The organism is Tardiphaga sp. (assembly GCF_044340795.1).
Taxonomy (GTDB): Bacteria; Pseudomonadota; Alphaproteobacteria; order Rhizobiales; family Xanthobacteraceae; genus Tardiphaga.
The window spans coordinates 1-15,635 of sequence record NZ_JBIISY010000146.1 but is presented as its reverse complement, the minus strand read 5'-3'; the positions used below and the strand labels follow the sequence as shown (position 1 = coordinate 15,635).

The 15,635-nt window shown below is 63.0% G+C and carries 11 protein-coding genes and 1 riboswitch; of the genes, 4 read left to right on the top strand and 7 right to left on the bottom strand.

Going from position 1 to position 15,635, the window contains the following annotated elements:
* On the bottom strand, positions 1 to 652 hold a 652-nt coding region (locus ACIQ17_RS21285; protein ID WP_398471098.1), incomplete at its 3' end, for a GMC family oxidoreductase.
* A gap of 167 nt (positions 653 to 819) precedes the next feature.
* Between ACIQ17_RS21285 and ACIQ17_RS21280 the strand changes: the two genes are divergently transcribed.
* Positions 820 to 1,983, top strand: a complete 1,164-nt coding sequence (locus ACIQ17_RS21280; protein WP_398471097.1) for a M20 aminoacylase family protein — start codon at positions 820 to 822, stop codon at positions 1,981 to 1,983.
* Between the two features lie 89 nt (positions 1,984 to 2,072).
* Positions 2,073 to 2,570, top strand: a complete 498-nt coding sequence (locus tag ACIQ17_RS21275; protein ID WP_398471096.1) for a ferritin-like domain-containing protein — start codon at positions 2,073 to 2,075, stop codon at positions 2,568 to 2,570.
* Positions 2,571 to 2,701: 131 nt separating this feature from the next.
* Here ACIQ17_RS21275 and gcvP read toward each other — a convergent pair whose 3' ends face one another.
* Genes gcvP through gcvT form a run of 3 tightly spaced genes read right to left on the bottom strand, consistent with a single transcriptional unit; the run spans position 2,702 to position 7,098 of the window.
* Positions 2,702 to 5,563 carry an aminomethyl-transferring glycine dehydrogenase gene (gcvP, locus tag ACIQ17_RS21270; RefSeq protein WP_398471094.1) on the bottom strand — a complete coding sequence of 954 codons (2,862 nt, stop codon included), beginning with the start codon at positions 5,561 to 5,563 and terminating at the stop codon, positions 2,702 to 2,704.
* A 9-nt stretch (positions 5,564 to 5,572) separates the two neighbouring features.
* The gene (gcvH, locus tag ACIQ17_RS21265; RefSeq protein ID WP_398471093.1) at positions 5,573 to 5,938 is read right to left on the bottom strand and encodes a glycine cleavage system protein GcvH; all 366 of its coding nucleotides are present in this window, start codon (positions 5,936 to 5,938) and stop codon (positions 5,573 to 5,575) included.
* Between the two features lie 11 nt (positions 5,939 to 5,949).
* Positions 5,950 to 7,098, bottom strand: coding sequence for a glycine cleavage system aminomethyltransferase GcvT (gcvT, locus tag ACIQ17_RS21260; RefSeq protein ID WP_398471092.1), 1,149 nt, complete (start codon positions 7,096 to 7,098; stop codon positions 5,950 to 5,952).
* 136 nt (positions 7,099 to 7,234) lie between these two features.
* A riboswitch (glycine riboswitch) is annotated at positions 7,235 to 7,329 on the bottom strand.
* Between the two features lie 204 nt (positions 7,330 to 7,533).
* On the opposite strand from gcvT, the gene alaS reads away from it, so the two are divergent.
* Positions 7,534 to 10,212, top strand: a complete 2,679-nt coding sequence (alaS, locus tag ACIQ17_RS21255; RefSeq protein ID WP_398471090.1) for an alanine--tRNA ligase — start codon at positions 7,534 to 7,536, stop codon at positions 10,210 to 10,212.
* 243 nt (positions 10,213 to 10,455) lie between these two features.
* Positions 10,456 to 12,132 carry a YbaL family putative K(+) efflux transporter gene (gene ybaL / locus ACIQ17_RS21250; protein ID WP_398471088.1) on the top strand — a complete coding sequence of 559 codons (1,677 nt, stop codon included), beginning with the start codon at positions 10,456 to 10,458 and terminating at the stop codon, positions 12,130 to 12,132.
* Positions 12,133 to 12,260: 128 nt separating this feature from the next.
* Here ybaL and ACIQ17_RS21245 read toward each other — a convergent pair whose 3' ends face one another.
* From ACIQ17_RS21245 to ACIQ17_RS21235, 3 genes are all read right to left on the bottom strand, one after another.
* Positions 12,261 to 12,965, bottom strand: a complete 705-nt coding sequence (locus tag ACIQ17_RS21245; protein ID WP_398471087.1) for an SDR family oxidoreductase — start codon at positions 12,963 to 12,965, stop codon at positions 12,261 to 12,263.
* Between the two features lie 119 nt (positions 12,966 to 13,084).
* Positions 13,085 to 15,148, bottom strand: a complete 2,064-nt coding sequence (locus ACIQ17_RS21240) for a prolyl oligopeptidase family protein (protein WP_398471086.1) — start codon at positions 15,146 to 15,148, stop codon at positions 13,085 to 13,087.
* Between the two features lie 93 nt (positions 15,149 to 15,241).
* Positions 15,242 to 15,635 (bottom strand): isocitrate/isopropylmalate family dehydrogenase (locus ACIQ17_RS21235; RefSeq protein ID WP_398471085.1); only part of this gene is annotated, 394 nt, incomplete at its 5' end.

Genomic DNA, 15,635 nt, shown 5'->3' with positions numbered 1-15,635 from the left:
TTTCGAGCCGCAGGTTCGGCCGGTTCAGTACTGGCTTGAGAAAGCCGCGGGCCGACGACCAGCGACGTCCGCGCTTCTGGTTGACGTGGAAGTAGCCGATGCCTTCATTGTCTCCGGTGTTGAAATCGGCGGTGCGGCGAATGCCCATTTCTGAAGCGGCATCAGCGACGGCATCGAGCACGTCCCATGACAGTCGCGGCGCCTCGATGCGCCAGCCGCCGCCGACACCGTGATGCTCGCTCTTGCCGAGGAAATGATCTTCCAGCTTGAGGAAGGATTTCAGCACGTCGTCATAGCCCCAGCCGGTGAGGCCGAGCTGGCGCCAGTGATCGTAATCCGCGGCCTGGCCGCGCATGGAAATCATTGCATTGATGGCGGATGAGCCGCCGATCACCTTGCCGCGGGGATAGGCCAGCGACCGGCCATTGAGACCCGGCTCCGGCTCGGTGCGAAACATCCAGTCGGAGCGAGGATTGCCGATGGCGAACAGATAGCCCACCGGGATGTGAAACCAGATCCAGTTGTCGCGGCCGCCGGCTTCCAGGAGCAGCACGCGCTTGCGCGGATCAGCCGAGAGACGGTTGGCGACGATGCAACCTGCGGTGCCTGCGCCCACAACGATATAGTCAAAGTCACCCTCGAGCCGCGTCATCGTTCCCTGCCAGTCACGGTTCATTGCCGTATTATGACGCTCTAGCGGCCGGGCGTGGCGATGTACAGACGACCATTGCATAGCGGGGGCGGGGGTGCCGGCTTGGGCAGTTGGCACGTCGCATGCTAGGCTCTCACCAGCAGATTTTCATTGCCAGCGAGCCCCCTATGTCGATCATTGACCGCATCGCCGAATTGCAGCCCGAGATCACGGCTTGGCGCCGCGACCTGCACCAGCACCCGGAGCTGCTCTACGATGTGCACCGCACGGCGGCCTTCGTGGCGGAAAAGCTGAAGGCCTTTGGTTGCGACGAGGTGGTCGAGGGGATCGGCCGCACCGGGGTGGTCGGCGTCATCAAGGGCAACAAGGGCAAGGGCAGTGTCATTGGCCTGCGTGCCGACATGGACGCGCTGCCGATCGAGGAGCAGACCAATCTGCCCTATGCCTCGAATACCCCCGGCAAGATGCATGCCTGCGGTCATGACGGCCACACCTCGATGCTGCTCGGTGCCGCGCAATATCTTGCCGAGACCCGCAACTTTGCCGGCGACGCCGTGGTGATCTTCCAGCCCGCCGAAGAGGGCGGTGCGGGAGCCGACGCGATGATCAAGGACGGCCTGATGGATCGCTTCGGCATCCAGAAGGTCTATGGCATGCACAACAATCCGGGTTCGCCGATCGGCTCATTCTCGATGCGCACCGGCCCGATCATGGCCGCGATGGATCGCATCTCCATCACCATCGAGGGCGTCGGCGGTCACGCCGCCTATCCGCACAAGACCATCGATCCGGTGCTGGCCGGCTCGCAACTCATCATGGCCTTCCAGTCGATCGTCTCGCGCACCGTCAGCCCGCTGGATTCCGCTGTCATCTCGATCTGCGAATTCCACGCCGGCCATGCCAGCAATGTCATCCCGGCTTCGGCCGAACTGCGCGGCACGGTGCGCACGCTGCGCAAGGAAATCCGTGATCTCGTCGAGAAGCGGATGAACGAGGTTTGCGCCGGCATCGCGCTGCAGACCGGTGCGCGGATAGCGCTGAATTACGATCGCGGTTATCCCGTCGTCGTCAATCATCCCGAGGAGACGAAGCTGGCGGCGAAGATCGCCGGCGAGGTGGGCGGTGCCGCCAATGTCGCCATCGACATGGAGCCCGTGATGGGCGCCGAGGATTTCGCCTATATGCTCGAGGCGCGGCCTGGCGCCTTCATCTTCATGGGCAATGGCGACAGCGCCGGCCTGCATCACCCCGCCTATAACTTCAACGACGATGCCATCGTCTATGGATCGTCTTACTGGGTGAAGCTGGTGGAGACGTCGCTGGCGGCTTGAGCGAGATTCACCTGCGCGCAACAGGAACAAGGAAAAATCGCCCACGTTGTGCAGCGGGAAACAACCCGCTACCGCCAACGGAGTGCGTCATGGCCGCCAAAGACAAGGATCTCAACGATCTCTTCCTCGATACCCTCAAGGACATCTACTTCGCCGAAAAGCAGATACTGAAGGCATTGCCAAAGATGGCCAAGGCTGCGACCTCGGACAAACTGCGCGCCGCCTTCGAGAAGCATCACGACGAGACCGAAGGTCAGATCGATCGCCTCGAGCAGATCTTCGAACTGCTGGAAAAGCCTGCCCGCGGAAAGACCTGCGACGCCATTGTCGGAATTCTCGACGAAGGCAAGGAGATCATGGACGAATACAAGGGCACGAGTTCGCTCGATGCCGGCTTGCTCGCAGCAGCCCAGGCCGTCGAGCACTATGAGATCTCGCGCTACGGCACCTTGAAAACGTGGGCCACGGAGCTCGGCATGAAGGACGCCGCCAAGCTGCTCGATGCAACGCTGAGCGAAGAAAAGAAGACTGACGACTCGCTCACCACCCTCGCGAAGTCCGTCGTCAATCTGGCCGCCGCAGCCTAGTGTTGCTTGCTGAAGCTCAACTTGTCACCACCCGCGAAAGCGGGTGGTCCAGTAAACGCAGTTTTTTGCGATATTCATCGATAGGAGCGTGTACTGGGTCGCCCGGTCAAGCCGGGCGACGACAGTCGCGTTTACTCCGCAGCCTGCGCGTAATCCTCCATCGGAGGACACGAGCAGACGAGATTGCGATCGCCATAGACATTGTCGACGCGACCGACCGGGCACCAGTATTTGTCGGTGCGCGAGGTGCCGGCCGGGAAGCAGCCTTCGGCGCGGGTATAGGCGCGCTTCCAGTCGTCTTCGGCGATGTCATGCACCGTGTGCGGCGCATGGCGCAGCGGCGATGCCTCGATCCTGAAACGACCGCCCTCGACATCAGCGATTTCCTTGCGGATCGCGATCATCGCATCGCAGAAACGATCCAGCTCCGCCCTGGACTCCGATTCCGTTGGCTCGATCATTAGCGTGCCCGCCACCGGGAAACTCATGGTCGGTGCGTGGAATCCGTAGTCGATCAGGCGCTTGGCGATGTCGTCAACGGTGACGCCGCTCGTTGCCTTGAGCGGACGCGGATCGATGATGCATTCATGCGCCACGCGGCCATTGTGATTGCGATACAGCACCGGGAAATGCGGATCGAGCCGCGCGGCCACATAGTTCGCGTTCAGGATCGCGACCTCGGTGGCCGAGGTAAGACCAGCGCCACCCATCATCAGGATGTAGATGTAGGAGATGGTCAGGATCGACGCCGAGCCATAGGGCGCGGCCGAGACCGGGCCGACCGGCGCATCGCCATTGGTGGCGGGATGGCCGGGCAGGTAGGGCGCCAGATGCGCCTTCACGCCGATCGGCCCCATGCCCGGTCCGCCGCCGCCATGCGGGATGCAGAAGGTCTTGTGCAGGTTGAGATGGCTGACATCGGCGCCATATTCGCCGGGCCGTGACAAACCAACCTGGGCATTCATATTGGCGCCGTCGAGATAGACCTGTCCGCCATGTTCATGGACGACGTCGCAGATGTCGCGGATATGCTCCTCGAACACGCCGTGGGTCGATGGATAGGTGATCATGATCGCCGCGAGATTGGCCGAGTGCTTCTCGGCCTTGGCGCGCAGCTCGGTCACATCGACATTGCCGTCCTTGTCGCAGGCGACCACGACGACGCTCATGCCGACCATTGCAGCGGATGCCGGATTGGTGCCGTGGGCGGAGGACGGGATCAGGCAAATGGTGCGCTGATGATCGCCGCGCGCGGCGTGATAACCGCGGATGGCGAGCAGGCCGGCATATTCACCCTGTGCGCCGGAATTCGGCTGCAGCGACACCGCGTCATAGCCGGTGATGTCGCACAGCCACTTCTCCAGCGTGGTGAAGAGCTGATGATAGCCCTTGGCCTGATCGGCAGGCACGAACGGATGCAGCGAGCCCCAGGCGGGCCAGGTCAGCGGCATCATTTCGGTGGTGGCGTTCAGCTTCATGGTGCAGGAGCCGAGCGGGATCATCGCGCGGTCGAGCGCGAGATCGCGGTCCGACAGTTTTCGCATGTAACGAAGGAGCTCCGTTTCGGAGCGATGGCTGTGGAAGACCGGATGGGTCATGAACGGCGACGAGCGCTTCAGCGAAGCGGGCAGCGCATCGCTGATGCCGTGTTCGACATCCGCATAGCCAAGCTTGCCACCAAAAGCGCGCCAGATGGCTTCGACAGTCTCCGGTGTCGTCGTCTCGTCCAGCGCAATGCGGATGGCGCCGTTGCCGATGCCGAGATTGATCTTTTCGGACTGTGCGGCCGCGATAACGCCGGCCTGCTTGTCGCCGACCTTGATCGTGATCGTGTCGAAGAACGCCTCGCTCTCTGGCGCGAAACCGAGCTTCTTGAGACCGGCTGCCAGCGTCAACGCACGACGATGCGTGGTGCGGGCGATATGCTTGAGGCCCTCGGGGCCGTGATAGACCGCATACATGGAGGCGATGACGGCGAGCAGCACTTGAGCGGTGCAGATATTCGACGTCGCCTTTTCGCGACGGATATGCTGTTCGCGCGTCTGCAGCGCCAAACGATAAGCGGGCTCGCCGCGCGAATCGATGGAGAGGCCGACGAGGCGGCCGGGAATCGAACGTTTGATCGCGTCGCGCACCGACATGTAGCCGGCATGCGGGCCGCCATAGCCCATCGGCACGCCAAAGCGCTGTGCCGAGCCGATGGCGATATCGGCGCCGAGATCGCCGGGGGAAGCAAGCAGCGTCAACGCGAGCAGGTCCGCCGCCATTACCGCGAGTGCGCCCTTGGCCTTCAGCGTGGTGATGGCCGGCTTGAGATCGCGCACGATGCCCGTCGTGCCGGGATATTGCAGCAGGGCGCCGAACACATCGGCGCGGTCGAGATCGGTGAGGGGATTGCCGACCTGCAGCGACCAGCCGAGCGGCTCGGCGCGGGTGCGCAGCACGGCCAGCGTCTGCGGATGCACTTCGTGATCGACGAAGAAAGTCTTGGTCTGTACCGAGGATGCACGCTCTGCCAGCGCCATGGCTTCGGCGGCGGCCGTGCCTTCATCGAGCAGCGACGCGTTGGCGACGTCGAGGCCGGTAAGATCGCAGATCATGGTCTGGAAGTTGAACAGAGCTTCCAGGCGGCCCTGGCTGATCTCCGGCTGATACGGCGTATAGGCCGTGTACCAGGCCGGATTTTCCAGGATGTTGCGCTGGATGACGGTGGGCAGAACCGTGCCGTGATAGCCTTGGCCGATCAGTGACGTGAAGACCTGGTTGCCTTTTGCCAGCTCGGTCATATGCGCCAGCGCTTCGGTCTCGCTGAGCGCGCGCCCGGTATCGAGCGGCGCCTTCTGCCGGATCGAGCTCGGCAGCGTCTCGCTCATCAGCCCCGAAAGGCTCTTGGCGCTCACCGTTTCCAGCATCGCCTGGATATCGGAGGGCGAGGGGCCGAGATGGCGGCGGACGAAATCGGTGGCAACGTCGGCAGAGGTCTTCACGGTCATGATACGTCCTCAGGCGCTGTGCGCTTTGTAGGCCTCGGCATCCATCAGGCCGTCGAGTTCGCTCTTGTCGGCGAGCTTCAGCTTGAAGAACCAGGCCTTGCTTTCGGCATCGGAATTCACCAGCGCCGGCTCCGCGGCGAGGCCGTCATTGATCTCGACGACTTCGCCGGTGATCGGCGCATAGACGTCGGAAGCGGCCTTTACCGATTCGACCACGGCGGCGGCTTCGGCCTTCTTCAGGGCGCGGCCGATCTTCGGCAGCTCAACGAAGACGACGTCGCCGAGCTGCGACTGCGCGAAATCGGTGATCCCGACGGTGACGATGTCGCCGTCGATCTGCAGCCATTCATGGTCTTCGGTGTAGAGGGTGGTCATGGGGCAGTTCCTCAGCGCTTGTAGTTGTTCGGGACGAAAGGCATGGGAGCGACGGTCATCGGCATGCGCTGTCCGCGCAATTCGGCGAATACAGTCGTTCCGTCTTTGGCGTGTGACGTGGGCACATAGCCCATGGCGATCGGCGCCGAGATACTCGGGCCGAAACCGCCGGAAGTGACCTTGCCGATCGAATCGGTGGAGGTCGCGTCGGCAAACAGCAGAACGCCCTCGCGCACGGGCGCGCGGCCTTCCGGCTTCAGCCCGACGCGCTGGCGCGATGCGCCGCCATCGAGCTGGGCGAGAATCGCCTCGCTGCCGAAAAAGCCGCCGGCGCGCGCCCCGCCGGTGCGGCGGCTCTTCTGGATCGACCAGATCAGGTTGCCTTCGACTGGGGTCGTCGTCGTGTCGATGTCATGGCCGTAAAGGCACATGCCGGCTTCCAGCCGCAGGCTGTCGCGGGCGCCGAGGCCGATCGGCAGGACGTCAGGATGATCGAGCAGGGCAGAGGTCAGCGCTTCAGCCTGATCGTTCGGGATCGAGATCTCGTAACCGTCCTCGCCGGTATAGCCCGAGCGCGAGACGAAGCAGGCAATGCCATTTACCTGATGCGGGCCGGTATCCATGAACTTCATGTCAGGCGCTTCCGGGCAGAATTTTGCCAGCACATCCGCCGCCTTCGGTCCCTGCAGCGCGATCAGCGCGCGGTCGGTCAGGGGCTCGATGATGCAGGAGTCGGACAGGTGCTTCCGCAGATGCGCTTCGTCCTCGGCCTTGCAGGCGGCATTGACGACGAGAAACAGGTGATCGCCGAAATTCGCCACCATCAGGTCGTCGAGAATCCCGCCGTTCTCGTTGGTGAACTGCGCATAGCGCTGGCGACCGGGAGCGAGGGCCAGGATGTCCATCGGCACCAGTTTTTCCAGGGCGAGCGCGGCATCCTCGACCTTGCCGGACTTCGCCCGCAGCACGATCTGTCCCATATGGGACACATCGAACAGGCCGGCGGCCGTGCGGGTGTGGAGATGTTCCTTCAGCACGCCGGTGGCGTACTGCACCGGCATGTCATAGCCGGCGAAGGGCACCATCTTGCCGCCGCGCGCGACATGCAGCGCGTGGAGCGGTGTTTGCTTCAAAGTTGAATTTTTGTCGGTCGCAAGCATCAACAGGGCCCTCGCGGTTCCCCCGGGCAGATTCCCGGCGGGTGTCGCAGAAGCCCCATCTGTCGCTGTGCCTGAGAGTATTATCCCGTCGGCGGGCACTCACGGGAAGCCCGCAGCGCCTCTTTCCAGATGCTTAGTCCGTCACACGGTCCTTTTGCCTGAGAGTTTCCGGGGCGGTTGCTCCTTCGGCGCCAGCCCGAGCAGGGACTGGTCTCTCCCGACGTGACGTCGTTCAACGCTGGCACAAGACCACACGTTCCCGGAAACTGTCAACGCAGATGCAGCATCTATCAACGGCTTGTGCTGATGCGGCAACCCCATGATTAAGCTGCACAGTTTCTGGACAGGCGCGTGCCCCCCGGTCTAAAAGCGTCCCGGTTGTGGCACGAGGCCGCGGGATTTGCCGCGGCCGTTTTCAGGCGTGATTGGACGGGTATGAGCGGCGTTAACGAGATCAGGTCGGCATTTCTGAATTATTTCGCCAAGAACGGCCACGACATCGTGTCGTCGTCGCCGCTGGTGCCGCGCAACGACCCCACGCTGATGTTCACCAATGCCGGCATGGTGCAGTTCAAGAACGTTTTTACCGGTATCGAGAAACGGCCCTATCAGCGCGCTACCACTTCGCAAAAGTGCGTGCGCGCCGGCGGCAAGCATAACGACCTCGACAATGTCGGCTACACCGCGCGCCACCACACCTTTTTCGAGATGCTCGGCAACTTCTCGTTCGGCGATTACTTCAAGGAACGCGCCATCGAGCTTGCCTGGAATCTGATCACCAAGGAATACGGCCTCCCGAAGGACAAGCTGCTCGTCACCGTCTATTCGGAAGACGATGAAGCCTTCGGCCTGTGGAAGAAGGTCGCCGGCCTTTCTGAATCCAAGATCATCCGCATCCCGACCTCCGACAATTTCTGGCAGATGGGCGATACCGGCCCCTGCGGTCCGTGTTCGGAAATCTTCTTCGACCACGGCGACAAGATTCCCGGTGGCCCTCCCGGCTCGCCCGATGAAGACGGTGACCGCTTCATCGAGATCTGGAATCTCGTCTTCATGCAGTTCGAGCAGATCGCGCCGGGCAACCGGCTGGCGCTGCCAAAACCTTCCATCGACACCGGCATGGGCCTCGAGCGCATCGCCGCGGTGCTGCAGGGCAAGCACGACAATTACGATATCGATCTGTTCGTCGCACTGATCCGCGCCATCGCGGATCTCACCGGTGCAGACCCACACGGCCCGATGAAGGCCTCGTTGCGCGTGATCGCCGACCATCTGCGCGCGTCGTCCTTCCTGATCGCCGACGGCGTGCTGCCGTCCAATGAAGGCCGCGGCTATGTGCTCCGCCGCATCATGCGCCGCGCGATGCGCCATGGCCAGTTGCTGGGCGCACGCGAGCCCATCATGTGGAAGCTCGTGCCGACGCTGGTGCGCGAGATGGGCGAGGCCTATCCCGAGCTGCAGCGCGCCCGCTCGCTGATCGAGGAGACGCTGCGCCTCGAAGAGACGCGTTTCCGCCGCACGCTGGAAAAGGGTCTCGGCATTCTCGACACCAAGAGCGCCTCGCTCAAGCAGGGCGACATGTTCGACGGCGAGACCGCCTTCACGCTCTACGACACATTTGGTTTCCCGCTGGATCTCACCCAGGACGCACTGCGTAACCGCGGCATCTCCGTCGATATCGCCTCCTTCACCGATGCGATGGAGCGGCAGAAGCAGAAGGCGCGTGCCTCATGGTCCGGTTCGGGCGAAGCTGCGACCGAGACCGTGTGGTTCGGCCTGCGCGAGAAGCTCGGTGCTACTGAATTCCTCGGCTACGAGACCGAAAGCGCCGAAGGCGCTGTCACCGCATTGGTCAAGGACGGCAACGAGGTCGAGAGCCTGAAGGCTGGCGAGACCGGCGCTATCGTGCTGAACCAGACGCCGTTCTATGCGGAGTCGGGTGGCCAGGTGGGCGATCTCGGTGTGCTCACCGGCGAGGGCGTGACGTTCCGCGTCACCGACACCCAGAAGCGCGCTGGCGATCTGTTCGTGCATCTCGGCACCGTCGAGAGCGGTGAACTCAAGTTCGGCACTGCGCTTGCGCTCGATGTAGATCATGCCCGCCGTTCGGCGATCCGCGCCAACCACTCGGCGACGCATCTGCTGCACGAAGCGCTGCGTCAGGTCCTGGGCGACCACATCGCGCAGAAGGGGTCGTCGGTGGATGACAAGCGCCTGCGTTTCGATTTCGTGCATCAGAAGCCGATCACGCCCGAAGAGCTGCGTCAGGTCGAGGACATCGCCAACAATGTCGTGCTGGAGAATGATGAAGTCACCACGCGCCTGATGGCGGTGGACGATGCCCGCGAGGCCGGCGCCCGTGCGCTGTTCGGCGAAAAGTATGGCGACGAAGTTCGCGTCGTCTCCATGGGCAAGATGCCGCGTGACACCGGCAGCAACGCGCTCGGCTGGTCGGTCGAACTCTGCGGCGGCACCCACGTGAAGCGCACCGGCGATATCGGCATGATCTCGGTCACGGCCGAAAGCGCGGTGGCCTCCGGCGTGCGCCGCATCGAGGCGCTCACCGGCACCCAGGCCCGTCATCACGCCAATGACACGATTGCGCTCGCCAAGAGTGCAGCGAACGAGCTCCGCACCACGCTCGATGACATGCCGGCGCGAATCACTGCGCTGATGGAAGAGCGCAAGAAGCTCGAGCGTGAACTCTCCGAGGCCAGGAAGACCATCGCCATGGGCGGCGGCAGCGGTGGTTCTGCGGCCGGCGCAGGCGGTGGCGATGTCCGCGATGTCGGCGGCACCAAGCTGATGGCCAAGAGCGTGTCAGGCATCGAGATGAAGGATCTCAAGAGCCTTGCGGATGCCGGCAAGAAGCAGCTCGGCTCCGGCGTGGTCGCGATCATCAATGTCGGTGAAGACGGCAAGGCCGGCGTGGTGGTTGGCGTTACCGAGGATCTCGTCTCGCGCTTCAGTGCTGTCGATCTGGTGAAGATCGCGTCCGAAGCTCTCGGTGGCAAGGGCGGCGGCGGCCGGCCGGATATGGCACAGGCCGGTGGTCCGGATGGAGCCAAGGCTGATGATGCGCTGAAGGCGATCGAGGCGAAGATCGCGGGCTGATTGTAGCCCGCGTGAGCGCTGCGATATGCGGAAATGTCGCTTGTATTGAAGCACTGACCCTGGATGCCGATTCGCTCATCCGGGCTACAGGCGAGTAACTACAAAGCCTGCTGACCTTGTTAAGTAGGAACCGCGTCGCCTCGCCGCAACCGCTTGTCGCGATAACAACATCGTTTGAGGCTGCGACCATGAGTAGCCTCACTTGAGTCTGGCATCCCAGGCTGCCATGCGGCAAAAAGCGGCATGGAGCACAATACCCCTCTGATTTCGACCGTCGTCGTCGGCCTCGTGCTGGCTTTCATTCTCGGTGTGGTTGCACAGCGCATCCGCGTCTCGCCGCTGGTTGGCTATCTCCTGGCCGGTGTGCTGATGGGGCCATTCACGCCGGGTTATGTCGCTGATCAGAAACTTGCCAACGAACTCGCTGAAATCGGCATCATCCTTCTGATGTTCGGCGTCGGCCTGCATTTTTCGTTGAAGGATTTGCTCTCGGTCAAGAACATCGCCATCCCCGGCGCCGTCGTGCAGATCGCGGTGGCGACGCTGCTCGGCATCGGGCTCGGCGAACTATTGGGGTGGGGCCTTGGCGGCGGCCTGGTGTTCGGCCTTGCGCTGTCGGTCGCATCGACCGTCGTGCTGCTTCGCGCGCTGCAGGAGCGCCGCTTGCTGGACAGCGAGCGCGGACGGATCGCCATCGGCTGGCTGATCGTCGAAGACCTCGCAATGGTTCTGACGCTGGTGCTGCTGCCGGCCATCGCACCCTTGCTCAAGGGAGAGGGCGGCGGCGATCTGTCGGCGCTGGCGATGCCGTTGCTGGTCACCCTCGGCAAGGTCGCAGGCTTCGTCATCTTCATGTTGGTGGTCGGACGTCGCATCATTCCGGCATTGCTGCATTACGTCGCGCATACCGGCTCGCGCGAACTGTTTCGTCTGGCCGTGTTCGCTATCTCGCTCGGCGTCGCCTTCGGCGCAGCGCTCGTGTTCGATGTCTCGTTTGCGCTCGGCGCATTCTTTGCCGGCATGATTCTCAGCGAGTCCGAGCTCAGCCAGCGTGCTGCCAACGAGACCCTGCCGTTGCGCGATGCGTTCGCGGTGCTGTTCTTCGTCTCTGTCGGCATGCTGGTCGATCCCAGCATCATCCTGCGTGATCCGCTGCCATTGCTCGCGACGGTCTTCATCATCCTGATCGGAAAATCCGTCGCGGCTTTCGGCATTGTGCGCCTGTTCGGCTATCCGCAATCGACGGCGCTGACCATTTCAGCGTCGCTCGCGCAGATTGGCGAGTTCTCGTTCATTCTTGTCAGTCTCGGGGCGAGCCTCGCGCTGCTGCCGGATCGCGGCCGCGATCTCGTGCTGGCGGGTGCGATCATTTCGATCATGATCAATCCGGTGTTCTTCGCGATCCTCGACCGTATGGTCGCCAAGGAGGAAGCCGAGCCACAGCCGATCGGTCCGCCCGATCCGGCCAAGCCGGTGGTGCGCGATCCCCCGCCGGTCTCCGAACTCACCAATCACGTCATTCTGGTCGGTCATGGCCGTGTCGGCAGTGTGGTCTCGACGGCGCTGCGTGCGGCCAAGATGCAGTTCCTCGTCATTGAGGATACACCAGGCGTCGTCGAGCGGCTGCGCGAAAGCCATGTCGATGTCATCACCGGGAATGCGGCTGCGCCCGACATGCTGCAGGCTGCGAATATCGCCCAGGCCCGCGGATTGCTCGTTGCCATTCCGGATGCGTTCGAAGGCGGCCAGATCGTCGCCAAGGCGCGGGCGCTCAACCCGACCTTGCCGATCATCGCCCGCGCGCATTCCGATGAGGAAGTCGCGCATCTCAAATATCACGGCGCCAATGTCGTGATCATGGGCGAGCAGGAAATTGCCAAGGCAATGCTGCTGAAAATCGGGGCGACGATGGCGGCGTGAGCCAAACCTGCATTGTCGTCACCCGGCTTGACCGGGTGACCCAGTAGACGCCGCGATATCTGAGTTTGCTGGATCGCCCGGTCAAGCCGGGCGATGACAGGCTGAGGTGAGGCGCATGTTTCACCTAGTCACACCGATCGCGTCATCCCGCCATCGACGCGGATATTTTGGCCGGTGATGTAGCCAGCGTCTTCGGAAGCGAGGAAGGCAACAGTAGCCGCGATCTCCTCAGCCTTGCCATAGCGCTGCATCGGTACGCTCGCACGGCGTTCCTCGGTCGCCGGCAAGCTATCGATCCAGCCGGGCAGCACATTGTTCATCCGCACATTCGAGGCCGCGAAGGCATCGGCGAACAGTTTTGTGTAGGACGCGAGCCCTGCGCGAAACACGGCCGAGGTCGGAAACATCGCCGAGGGCTCGAACGCCCAGGCGGTCGAGATATTGATGATGCTGCCCGCCTTTTGCGCCTGCATGATCGGCGCAACCAACCGCGTCGGCCGGATCACATTCAGCAGATACACGTCCATGCCGGCGTGCCACTGCTCGTCAGTCAGTTCGAGCACTGGCGCGCGAGGGCCATGGCCGGCGCTGTTAATCAGCGCATCGATACGGCCCCATCTCGCGACGGCGCCATCAACGAGTCGTTTGAGATCGTCATTCGACTGGTTCGATCCGGTGATGCCGATGCCGCCCAGCTCCTGCGCGAGCGCTTCACCTTTGCCTGACGACGACAGGATGGCGACGTGAAAGCCGTCGGCTGCGAGGCGACGCGCGGAAGCAGCGCCCATGCCACTTCCGCCTGCAGTGATGATGGCGACTTTGCCTGATGACATGGTGTGTCCTTCTTGATGGGCGTGCGTAGCCCGGATGGAGCGCAGCGTAATCCGGGATTCAGAACGTCGGCAAATTCGCCGGTCCCCGGATTGCGCTTTGCTCCATCCGGGCTACATCGTCACTTGCCGATCGTCCGACGCAGGAAGGCGTATCCCAGCGCCTGGCTCTGCGCCTGCTTGCTGTTGTCCACGGCGCCCGAATGGCCGCCGGCCACGGTCTCGTTGAACCAGGCCGGGCAGCCGAGCTCCTGCAGCCGCGCCACCATTTTTCGCGCATGGCCGGGATGCACGCGGTCGTCTGTGCGGTTGGTGGTGATCAGGATCGGCGGATAGTTCTGGCCTGCCTCGGCGAGGTGATAGGGCGAGAATTTCTGTAGATATGCCCATTCATCGGCAATCTCGGGGTCGCCATATTCGGCGATCCAGCTCTGGCCCGCGAGCAGTTTTGTATAGCGCGCCATGTCGAGCAACGGCACGCTGCACCAGATCGCGCCGAACAGCCGTGGATAGCGGGTGAGCATGTTGCCGACGAGAAGGCCACCATTGCTGCCGCCATGACAGGCGAGTTTTGCTGCCGTCGTTACACCCGATGCTGCGAGGTCGCGCGCCACTGCGGCGAAATCGTCGTGCGCCACATGCTTGGTGTTTTTGCGCGACGCCAGATGCCAGCCCGGGCCAAACTCGCCGCCGCCGCGGATATTGGCGATGGCATAGACATGACCGTGTTCGAGCCACAGCTTGCCGGCAATCGCCATGTAGGATGGCGTCAGCGACACTTCAAAGCCGCCATAGCCATAGAGGATCGTCGGCCGCGGCGCGCCTTCGGCCGACAGGTTCTTGCCAATCAGGAAATACGGAATTTTCGTCCCGTCCTCGGCCACCGCGTGGCGCTGCTGCACCTCGATGCCCTCGGGATCGAAGTTGCGCGGGGCGCTCTTCAGTTTCTCCGGGGCGCTGCGCCCATTCCAGAGCGCCGTGGTTGTCGGCCGGGTGAAGCCGGTGATGGTGAACAGCACGTCCTCGCCCAGTTTGGGATCGTCCTCGCCGCCAAAATTCTGTGCCGAGATCGAGGCATTGTCGGGCAGGCCGGGCAGGACGGTCTCCCGCCAGCCGGCCTCGCTCCGCCGCAGCAGGGAGAGCCGACCACGGACATTGTCGAGAAGCTCAAGCACGATGCCGTGGCGGGTCTCTGCCCATGACTGCAATGCGCGCTCTGGCGTGGGCGTGAAGACGATCTCCATATCGCGAGCGCCGGAGAGGAAGCGATCCAGATCGATGACCGCCAGTGCACCAGCTGGGATCGTGACATCTCCGACCGTCCAGTCCTGCTTCGGGCTGAGCAGCAGATCCTCGGCTTCGGCGCCGACGCTGATTTCCTCGGGTAGCTCCAGCTGAAGTCGCTGGCCGGCATGCGGCCCATGCTTGCGTTCGACAAAGATCTGCGAGCGCGTGAAATCCAGCGCGCGCCAGAACATCAGGCCTTCATGACCCGGCCGGCGATTGACGCCAAACCAGGCCGCGACGTCCTGCTTCTCGACCTCGAACACGGTCTCCGCGGCAGCCAGCGGCGTGCCGCGCGTCCAGCGTTGCACGATGCGGGTATAGCCGGCTTCAGTGGTTGTCTCCGGCGTTTGCGCGCTGCCGACCAGTAGCGTGTCATTGTCGATCCAGGCGACCTGCGTCTTCGCCTTCGGGATCAGAAAGCCGTCAGTGACAAAGCTCTTCTTTGCGATATCGAACTCGCGCACCTCGATCGCGTCTGTCCCGTTGAAGGACAGGCTGACCAATGCGCGCGTCTTGTCCGGTGAGCGCGTCGCGCCGGCAAACGCCCACGACACGCTCTCGGCGGCGTTCAGCGCGTCGATATCGAGCAGCACGTCCCAGTCGGGCTTTTCCTTGCGATAGCTGTCCAGCGTCGTCCGTCGCCACAGGCCGCGCGGGTGCTCGGCGTCTTTCCAGAAATTGTAGAGGAAGTCGCCCGACTTGCCGACGAAGGGGATGCGGTCATCGGCATCGAGAATGTTCAGCACCGCGTCGAAATCGCGCTGGTAGCTCTCATCCACCAGAAACCCGTCGGTACGCTTGTTCTGCGTATCGACCCAGTCCACCGCCTTTTCGCTCTCGATCTCCTCGAGCCAGAGATAGGGATCGTCGTGGCCGTCAGCGGGGTTCTGCGCAGTCATTAATCACCTCGAAAAAGCATTGTCTCAAAAAGAAAGTCCGGGTGCCATGGGCAACCCGGACTTTCCGATCATGCAATTAGCTGGCGGCTAAAATCAGGCCGCCAGTTCCTTGGTCAGGTTCTCGGCGACCTTGTCGAGGAAGCCCGTGGTCGAGAGCCAGCGCTGGTCGGCGCCGACCAGAAGCGCGAGATCCTTGGTCATGAAGCCGGCCTCGACGGTGTCGACGCAGACCTTTTCGAGGGTCTTGGCGAACTTGGCCAGGTCGGCATTGTTGTCGAGCTTGGCGCGGTGGGCGAGGCCCTGGGTCCAGGCGAAGATCGACGCGATCGAGTTGGTCGAGGTTTCCTTGCCCTTCTGGTGCTCGCGATAGTGACGGGTCACGGTGCCGTGGGCGGCTTCGGCTTCCACCACCTGGCCATCCGGCGTCAGCAGCACCGAGGTCATCAGGCCGAGCGAGCCGTAGCCCTGGGCCACGGTGTCGGACTGC

What these genes read in the sequence shown, in the direction of transcription:
- ACIQ17_RS21280 (WP_398471097.1), top strand. Translation starts at nt 820, where the DNA reads ATGTCGATCATTGACCGCATCGCCGAATTGCAGCCCGAGATCACGGCT.
- ACIQ17_RS21275 (WP_398471096.1), top strand. Translation starts at nt 2,073, where the DNA reads ATGGCCGCCAAAGACAAGGATCTCAACGATCTCTTCCTCGATACCCTC.
- gcvP (WP_398471094.1), bottom strand. Translation starts at nt 5,563, where the DNA reads ATGACCGTGAAGACCTCTGCCGACGTTGCCACCGATTTCGTCCGCCGC.
- gcvH (WP_398471093.1), bottom strand. Translation starts at nt 5,938, where the DNA reads ATGACCACCCTCTACACCGAAGACCATGAATGGCTGCAGATCGACGGC.
- gcvT (WP_398471092.1), bottom strand. Translation starts at nt 7,098, where the DNA reads ATGCTTGCGACCGACAAAAATTCAACTTTGAAGCAAACACCGCTCCAC.
- alaS (WP_398471090.1), top strand. Translation starts at nt 7,534, where the DNA reads ATGAGCGGCGTTAACGAGATCAGGTCGGCATTTCTGAATTATTTCGCC.
- ybaL (WP_398471088.1), top strand. Translation starts at nt 10,456, where the DNA reads ATGGAGCACAATACCCCTCTGATTTCGACCGTCGTCGTCGGCCTCGTG.
- ACIQ17_RS21245 (WP_398471087.1), bottom strand. Translation starts at nt 12,965, where the DNA reads ATGTCATCAGGCAAAGTCGCCATCATCACTGCAGGCGGAAGTGGCATG.
- ACIQ17_RS21240 (WP_398471086.1), bottom strand. Translation starts at nt 15,148, where the DNA reads ATGACTGCGCAGAACCCCGCTGACGGCCACGACGATCCCTATCTCTGG.